General features: G+C 60.9%; 7 protein-coding genes and 1 pseudogene. 3 read left to right on the top strand and 5 right to left on the bottom strand.

The window, feature by feature from the left end:
• The first annotated feature begins 58 nt into the window (after positions 1 to 58).
• Positions 59 to 1,903: an ABC transporter ATP-binding protein gene (locus EN964_RS16210; protein ID WP_127267627.1), complete on the top strand. Its 1,845-nt coding sequence runs from the start codon at positions 59 to 61 to the stop codon at positions 1,901 to 1,903.
• Between the two features lie 97 nt (positions 1,904 to 2,000).
• Here EN964_RS16210 and EN964_RS16205 read toward each other — a convergent pair whose 3' ends face one another.
• The gene (locus EN964_RS16205; protein WP_023811582.1) at positions 2,001 to 2,276 is read right to left on the bottom strand and encodes a hypothetical protein; all 276 of its coding nucleotides are present in this window, start codon (positions 2,274 to 2,276) and stop codon (positions 2,001 to 2,003) included.
• 601 nt (positions 2,277 to 2,877) lie between these two features.
• Between EN964_RS16205 and EN964_RS16200 the strand changes: the two genes are divergently transcribed.
• Entirely contained in the window at positions 2,878 to 3,555 is a 678-nt protein-coding gene (locus tag EN964_RS16200) for a sugar transferase (protein ID WP_023811581.1), read from the top strand.
• Positions 3,556 to 3,655: 100 nt separating this feature from the next.
• Complete coding sequence (locus EN964_RS16195) at positions 3,656 to 4,921, top strand: polysaccharide biosynthesis/export family protein (RefSeq protein ID WP_164748995.1); 1,266 nt, start codon at positions 3,656 to 3,658, stop codon at positions 4,919 to 4,921.
• A gap of 189 nt (positions 4,922 to 5,110) precedes the next feature.
• Here EN964_RS16195 and EN964_RS16190 read toward each other — a convergent pair whose 3' ends face one another.
• The 4 genes and pseudogenes from EN964_RS16190 to EN964_RS16175 all read right to left on the bottom strand — a co-directional run.
• The gene (locus EN964_RS16190; RefSeq protein ID WP_127270875.1) at positions 5,111 to 6,424 is read right to left on the bottom strand and encodes an O-antigen ligase; all 1,314 of its coding nucleotides are present in this window, start codon (positions 6,422 to 6,424) and stop codon (positions 5,111 to 5,113) included.
• 184 nt (positions 6,425 to 6,608) lie between these two features.
• Positions 6,609 to 7,436, bottom strand: a complete 828-nt coding sequence (locus EN964_RS16185) for an SDR family NAD(P)-dependent oxidoreductase (RefSeq protein WP_127269097.1) — start codon at positions 7,434 to 7,436, stop codon at positions 6,609 to 6,611.
• Positions 7,437 to 7,524: 88 nt separating this feature from the next.
• On the bottom strand, positions 7,525 to 8,019 hold the full coding sequence (locus tag EN964_RS16180; protein ID WP_127269096.1) for an acetone carboxylase subunit gamma: 495 nt from the start codon (positions 8,017 to 8,019) through the stop codon (positions 7,525 to 7,527).
• Positions 8,016 to 8,455, bottom strand: a pseudogene (locus EN964_RS16175) (5-oxoprolinase); the annotation flags it as partial. The pseudogene EN964_RS16175 and the gene EN964_RS16180, both read right to left, overlap by 4 nt.

Below are 8,455 nucleotides of genomic sequence, written 5' to 3'. Positions count from 1 at the left end.
CCGTGGAACTGATCGAAAAGGATCTGTCGGCTGGCAGCCGGCGGTCGTAAGCGCAACCATGTCGAAGCCCCCAACCCTTCGCCTGTCGCTGTTTCGAGAAATTGCCGCATTCGGCGCCGCCATTGCCCGGATCGGCGGCCGGCGAACATGGACGGCGCTTTTCTTCCTCATCCTCGGCAGCCTGACCGAGGGCATCTCCATCCTGCTGCTCATCCCGCTGCTGCATCTGGTCGGACGCGCCGACCAGGATTTCGCTGTTCGGCTGCCCAACAATGATTTCGTGCGCTGGCTGGTGCCTGACGGCACGCTGCAACTGACGACCGTGCTTTGCATGCTGGTCGGGCTTGTTGCAGCGCAGGCGGCGTTCAATCGCTTCAAGTCGGTCTACATGGCCAAATTGCTGTTCGATTTCGTCAACCGCGTTCGCATGAACCTGTTCGAAAGCATCGGCAAGGCGCGCTGGGGCGTTTTTACCCGCATGCGCAGTTCCGACCTCGATCATGCCCTGACCGGCGACATCGACCGCGTCCAGGGCGCGGCGTTCTCACTGCTGATGCTGGTGCAGATCGCCGTTCTTCTGGCTGGCTATCTCCTGGTTTCCATGTTCATCTCGCCGGTCATGACGCTGTTTGCCGTCGTCATCGGCATGCTGATGTTCGTGGCGCTGCAGCCCTTCCGGACACGGGCCACTGCCTTCGGCCGTGTGCTGACCGCCAATCGACAGGATCAGTACCGGACGGTCTCGGAATTTCTCGGCGGCATCAAGGTGGCCAAGAGCCTGAACGTCGAGGACAGCTATTTCGCGCAGCTGCGGTCGACGCTTGAGAAGATGAAGGCCGACAACATCGACTATGTGCGCAACAGCACCATCGGCACCGCGGTATTCCAAGTGGCGAGCGTGGTGGGCCTGAGCCTGTTCATCTATGTGGCTTTGGTTCGCTTCAACCTGTCGCTGGCCGAGATCGTCGTCCTGCTCCTGGTCTTCATGCGCATCGCGCCGCGCTTCATGGACATGCAGACGCAAGCCCAGCAAGTGCTGATCAACCTGCCCGCCTTTACGGCAATGCGCAGCCTGCAGGCACGTTTCGATGCCGAACGCGAACCAGGCCATACCGAGTTCGCCGACGCCGGGACACTCTCCCTCAATACGGGATTGAATATTCGCGGTGTCTCCTTCGCCTATGGAGATGCTGGCGACAAGGTGGTGGTGAGCGGCATCACCTTCGGCCTGCCGGCCGGCAAGGTCACCGCCCTGATCGGCCCGTCCGGATCGGGCAAGAGCACGATCGCCGATATGCTGCTTGGCCTGCTGGAGCCCACCACCGGCATGATGCTTGTCGACGGCGTCGAGATTGATGCCAGCAATCGCCGTCGCTGGCGCGACCAGGTGGCCTATGTGCCGCAGGACGTGTTCCTCCTGCACGACACGATCGCGGCGAACCTGCGCCTTGCCGCGCCACGGGCCAGCGATGGCGACCTGTGGGCCGCGCTGCATCAGGCGCACGCCGGCGAGTTTGTCGAACGGCTCGACCTCAGGCTCGAGACGGTGGTCGGCGATCGCGGCGTGCGGCTCTCGGGCGGCGAACGCCAGCGCATCGCGCTCGCGCGCGCGCTGCTGCGCAAGCCGTCACTGCTCATCCTGGACGAGGCGACCAGCGCGCTCGACTGGCAGAACCAGTCGCTGATCGCCAGGTCGATCGACGGATTGCGCGGCACGATGACGATCCTGACCATCGCGCACCGGCCGTCGATGATTGCCTTCGCCGACTGGGTGGTGGCGATGGAAAACGGCCGTATCGTCGAGGTCGGCCAATATCAGCGGCTGAAGGAAAAAACCGGCAGCCGGTTGTCGAGGATGCTGTCGGGGGAACAGTCAGAGGGCGAACCCGCCGATGTCGCGTGAGCCGGCGACCAAGACGCGCCGAAACCGATTCACGCGGCGCCTAGTCTCTTGTTTCGAAGCATGCCTACAAACCGGGGGCAGGTTTGAGCAATCTGCATCAATGCAGGCCGCGCCTGGCACCGCCCAGCTTCTCGCTTTCGGCGACCTCTGGTGCGTTCAGTTTGCGCTCGGCGTCACGGGCTATGTCGGCAGGCGTCGGCGCGCTCCTGGCGATCATGGTGTAGATGAGCACGAAATAGCCGGCCTGAATGATCACGGCGCAGATGATGACGCGCACCAATATCGTGCCTATCGACGCTCCGCCCAGCCAGGACCAGCCGACGACGATCGCCAGAGCGAAAATCATCCCGAGGATGAATTTTGGAAGTGCCATACCCAACAGCCCATAAACCGGCTCGGGTATTATCACGATTGCCCCACCCGAGCGCCGTCCCTTGTCATGTGGGCTTGTTAAGGTCGCCCACTCTCGACCGGTTGCTTCCGGCCTTTTCCACCTGTCGCCACCGTGACAGGTATAATTTGCAATTCTATTAAGGCGAGCAATAGGCGGCAAGGGCAACTTCGGATATTTTTGATCGAGCTTTTGCGATCGACTCTGCCATGCTGCAATGCACGCAACGGGAGCTAAGCCGATCTCCTCTCCTCGGCATTTTTCAGTAAGATAGACAATATTAAGTAGTATTTTATACGGTTTTCACCAAGCATCAGGGCATGATAAAGCACTAATTTGCAGCTTGCCTTGGCAAATAGGTAGGTCCGCCTAAAAACCGCCCCACAAAGGCCTCTATTTTTTCGGCCGTGCCCATTTATTGTCACAAATGTGCTAAATACGCCGAAATTTGTGCATGACAAGCTTATTATTTAGTCAATTCATGACGTGACTATTTCAATGGGGTGGTAAATTGTGTGTTGCGCTGCAACATTTTTTTGGTATCGTGCGCTGAACCATTCGTTCAACGCATGGAGTTTACGGCATGAGGGACGTTGCCAAGTCGGCCACGGCGAGCTTTTCGCAGGCTGACATCGATTTTCCGCCACCGATCGGCGGCTTGCTCAAACGCAGCTTCGATATCGCCGGTTCACTGATTGGACTGATCGCACTCAGCCCGCTGTTTGTCATGATAGCGCTGCTGGTCAAGTTTTCCGACGGCGGCTCGATTTTCTACGGTCACAGGCGAATTGGACGCGGCGGGCGGATTTTTCCTTGCCTGAAGTTCCGCACCATGGTTCCGGACGGCGACAGGGTATTGGCAACCTATCTCGCCACCAACCCGGATGCCAACGCGGAATGGATCGCCACCCGCAAGCTGAAGAACGATCCGCGCGTTACCCGTGTCGGAGCTGTGCTGAGGAAACTCAGCCTCGACGAGCTGCCGCAGATCATCAACATCCTGCAGGGCGACATGAGCCTTGTCGGCCCTCGTCCGGTCGTGCGCGACGAGCTGGAGATCTATGGCACGTCCGCCGTCTATTACCTGAAATCCCGCCCGGGCCTGACTGGCCTGTGGCAAGTCAGCGGCCGCAACGATGTGTCCTATGACAGCCGCGTCGCCTTCGATCGCCACTATGTCGAGAACTGGTCGCTGTTCGAGGACGTTCGCATCATCATCAAGACCGTCCCGGCCGTCTGGATGTCGCGTGGTTCTTACTGACCGGCCGGTGGCCAATGCCAGACATTGGCATCGGCCATTCGACGCAAGCTCATCGGGCGATGGGGCTATAGCGGATCGGAACGTTGAGTTGAAAACAGATTTGTTCGAAGCCTTTCGCAGCGGCCCGGATTCCGGCCGGCTGCGGCGGGCGCGTTTGCTGGCCACATGCCTTGCCTTGGCGCTCGTCGTCCCGCACATCGCCGCCGCCGGCGACTATCGCCTCGGCTCGCAAGACAAGCTTACCATCCGCGTCGCCGAATGGCAGACAGTCGAAGGCACATTTCGTGATTGGTCGGCGGTGAATGGCGAGTACACGGTCGGTCCATCCGGTACGCTGTCGGTGCCGTTCGCCGGCGAGTTGCCGGCATCCGGCAAGACCACGTCCGAAATCGCGGCGGCGATCGGCGAGGCGCTGCAGAAAAAGCTCGCTTTGTCGGACCGACCGGAAGCCTCGGTCGAGATGGCGCAGTTCCGGCCATTCTACATTTCGGGCGAAGTCCAGAACCCAGGCCAATTTCCCTATGTCCCGGACCTGACGGTGTTGAAGGCAATCAGCGTCGCCGGCGGCATCAGGCGCAACGCCGACTACGGCCCCCAGCTCGGCAAGGACCTGGTCACCGCCAAGGGCATGTTCGACATCTCCGACGACCAGCGCATTCGACTGATCGTCAGGCGCGCCCGCATCGATGCGGATATGGCCGGCAAGGCGAGTTTCGACGTGCCGAAGGAGGTCGAGGGCGATCCGAGACTGCCAGCCATCGTGGCGGACGAGATGACGATTCTGACGGCCGACCAAAAGGCGCTGAAGCTGAAACTCGAGGCGCTCGACGACCTGAAGGGGGTTTTGGAATCTGAAATCGAGTCGCTGCAGAAGAAGATCGTCAATCAGCAGCAGCAGGTCGACTTGGCGCAGCAGCAACTCGCCAGCATCGGTCCGCTGGCGCAAAAAGGCCTGATCGCCAATGCCCGACTGCTGGATTCGCGCCAGTCCGTGGCCGACCTGCAGGGCAAGATCCTGGACTACGAAACCGCCATCCTCACCGCCAAGCAGGCGATCAGCAAGGCGAAGCAGGATGCTATCGATGCCCAGAACACCTTGAGTTCAAGTCTCGCCACTGACCGGCAGCAGACCGAGGCCGACCTGAACGAGGCCGCGTTGAAGGTGAACATGCAGAAAGGCCTGATAGCCCAGGCCAGCGATCCCGCGATGGCGGCCGCTATGACAAATGATCAGCAGCCGACCCTGCTCTATTCACTGGTGCGCAATGTCGACGGCAAGACCACCGAAATAGCCGCCAAGGAAGAAACCCCGGTGCTGCCCGGCGATGTGATCAAGATCAAGCTGGCGCCGCTGGCCAGCCAATAGACCGACTTCCAACACGATCCAGTGTTTCGAGCCAGAGCCTCACCCGACAATCGGGATGAGGCTCTGGCTCAGTTGTTTGAACATCTCCCTACGGAAACCATAATAGCGGTCTCGGGATCGAGGCTTCCCGTCCGAGCACATGCTTGCTCAAAAAGGAAGGCCGCTCCCTTCAGCCCGCGAGATGATAATTTATGAGGGACCGGCGCCCGCCGGATGGCCGGCATACCGAGGCCAGTCAGTCTCGCCCCCGGCCGCGTCAGCCGGCTCCAGAGCCGGTGACCGCCGCCTGCGGGTAACGGGCAGCCGCGCCAGCTTGAAGAAGCTGAAATACATCAGGAAAGAACCCATGATGTAGGGGTTGAGTATCTCGACCTCGACGAAGGAGCGGATCAGCAGCAGGACCATCACGCCGAAAAGGATCACCGAGTCCGCCTGCCATGCCTTGAAGATAACCGCCGAGACGTGGCCGTAGAGCGTGCGCAGCATGATCAGCGACACCAGCGTCGCTCCGACGAAGCCGAGTTCGACGAGGGCCTCGATATAGGTGTTGTGGAAGTGGAAGCCGGTGCGGGTGGTGATGTAGAATTCGTTCCACAGCCGCTCGGCTTCAGCGAAGCCCTGCACCCAATAGGCGGCATAGCCGACGCCGAGAATCGGCGATTTCTGGACCGTGTTCCAGCCTTGCTCCCACAGATAGGTTCGCCCGGTGAGCGTCGAATCCTTGCCGAAGAGGCCGAGGACGAAGTCCATCAGCCCGAGATTCAAGGCGACGAAGGCCGTCACGACCAGCAGGCCGGCGCCGATCAGGAAGATGACCCGGCGATAGCGGCGTGACAGAAGTTTGCTCATCGCAAGAAGCGCCACCAGCGCCAGCACCGCGGGTATCGACGCCATCGAGGTGGCGGAATGCGAAGCGACCAGGACATAGGCCGACAGCAGCACGACGGGCACCGCCAGGATGAAGCTGAGCCGGCCGCGCCTGTAGAAGGCAAGGAAGACAACGCAGAAATAGATGCCGAGCGAGCCGACAAAGCCGATCTGATTCTTGGAGGCGAAGGCGCCGACGAAGTTCACGGTGCCGTCGAGGACATCCTCGGAATAGTTCCCGACCTTCAGCGAATAGATGAGGACGACGAATATTCCGATCAGCGCCCCTATGGTCAGCGTGCGCACGCTGACGGTGCGCGCAGCTACGTAGGCGCAGGCGATATGGGAAAAATACTGGACCGACGTCCTTGCGGTGACGCCGGGGGCCTGCGACCAGAAAACCGAGAAGCAGATATAGGCCGCAAACAGCAGCGGCAGCCAGGCGCTGGACAGATGCCGCAGAAACCGCCGGTAGTCGACCAGGATGAGCGGAAGCCAGACCGCATAATAGGCCAGGATCAAGATCTGGCCGAAGATGACCGAATAGGAAAACGCCCAGATCGAAACGGCTACGGCAAAGGCGCCATAGACCGAGTTCTTCTCGGGATCGATCAGCAGTGACTTTGGAATCTTCATCTCAGGGTTCCGCCGACACGACCTAGGGCCGGCAAGCCATGAGCCGGCCGGAATCTTCGCAAATATGGGCGTGCAATAAACGGCGTCTCCATTGTGCAGTGCAATATAACCTATTGCGCCCGGCGCTCAATGGCAAATCCGGTCACCTTGTCTTACAGCGAGGCATCTGCGGAGAGATCAGCCGCTACCAAAGCGCTCCGCCGGTGATCTGGATGTTCTCCATGGTAATGCCCTTGGCCAGATCCGAGCACAGGAAGACCGCCAGTGCGGCAATCTCCTGCGGCTGCAGCATGCGCTGCTGCGGGTTGCCTTTGGCGATCTCGGCCATCGCTTCCTCAGCGGTGCGCCCCTTGCCTTCGCGCTCGACGACCTGCGCCACATTGCGGCGCATCAGTTCGGTCTCGACCCAGGTCGGGCTGATCATGACGCAGGTGACGCCATGCGCTGCCCCCTCCAGCGCCACGCAGCGCGTGAGGCCGAGAAGGCCGGCCTTGGACGCGCAGTAGGCTGGGTTGTCCTTCCAGCCGACCGAGGCGGCGGTTGAGCCGATGTTGACGATGCGGCCCCAGCCGCGTTCGATCATGCCCGGCAGTACCGCACGCGTGACGCGGAAGGCGCCCGTCAGGTTGGTATCGACGATCTTGTCCCATAGCGCGTCGGAATGGCCGCAGACCGGCTGCTCCGCGGTCGTCCCAGCGGCATTGACCAGGATATCGGCGGGGCCGATGGCCGCCTCGGCGTCAGCTGCGAACCGATTGGCGACGTCGCTGTCGCGAACGTCAAGGTGTGCGGCGTGAACCCTCGTTCCGTGGACGGTAAGGGCCGCACGCACGCGCTCGATCTCGTCCGCGCCGGGATAATAGGCGGCATCGGACTTGTCGGCGCTGGCCGGCGCGATGTAGGAGCCGACGGCGACATTGGCGCCGGCTTCAGCCAAAGCCGTGGCAATGGCAAAGCCCATGCCCGAGAACCCACCGGTAACGATGGCGCTACGGCCGGAAAGGTTGTTCATGGCGCACGGTCTCCACTTCGTTCCGGGCAGGCAATCAGGCCTGACCGTATTTGGCAATCACACCGGCGCAGCCTCCATCGCCAGCGTTTCATGTTTGCTGGAGCGGTTTGCCTAGCCATTCGCGATAGAAGCCTTCGAGGTCGGGCTCGAAATCGTGGACGATGGGATAGCCAGGTGCCGCCGCTTCCACTTCGTGCAGCGTGCCGCATTGCGGACAGATGAATTCGCGGATCTCCATCCATTCGGGATCGGGGAGATCGCTGTTGGGATAGATTTCGCGCAAAGCCCCCTCGGTGTTGCGGACGTTGATCGCAGCCTTCAGCTTCCAGTTCTTGCGATAGTCGCCGAAGGAGTGGCCGCATTCGCAGCGGGTAATGCGCTCATCGCCGCTCTGGCAGATGAACAGATGGTCCGAGACCGGCAGCAGGATCGGATCTTTCCAGGCGACACGATCCTGATAGACGGCAACCATCTTGAAGAAACGGTCATCGTCCTTGTAGGCACTCATGATCCGCCTTGTCTGTGGCCAGGGCAGCTTGCCTGCGACCAGATCGCCCAGGACTTCCTTGCTATACGAGGTCATGGCTTTGCTCCCGGCATGAAGATCGATCTGGCATCGACGTTCCAGAACTCGCTGAATTCGCTGGTGAAGCGCGGCGACAGCTTGATCGCGCTGGCGTACATTTTCTTCACCTCGGGGGCGAAATCGGCCCTTTCGACACGACCACGCTCCTTGGCGATCCAATCCACCACAGGGACCGCCTTGGCCAGACGCTCTTTGCGCATGGCGGCGCGGCGCTCGACCGTGGCGTCGATATCGGCGATGGGATAGCCGTCTTCATCGTCCTTCAGCACAATGCCGAAAACCTGGTCCGCCGCTTGCCGGGTGAGAAAGCCGTTCTCGACATCCCAGGCGGTCTTGATCGGATCGCGCTCCAGTACGTCGCCGTAACCACCGCCGCCATTGTAGGAATGGCTGAAGATGTCGCCGGATTTGTGCGGCGAGGTGATGTAGGGGC

It is taken from the genome of Mesorhizobium sp. M7A.F.Ca.CA.001.10.2.1 (assembly GCF_003998575.1).
Lineage (GTDB): Bacteria > Pseudomonadota > Alphaproteobacteria > Rhizobiales > Rhizobiaceae > Mesorhizobium.
This window is presented reverse-complemented; position numbering and strand designations above follow the sequence as displayed.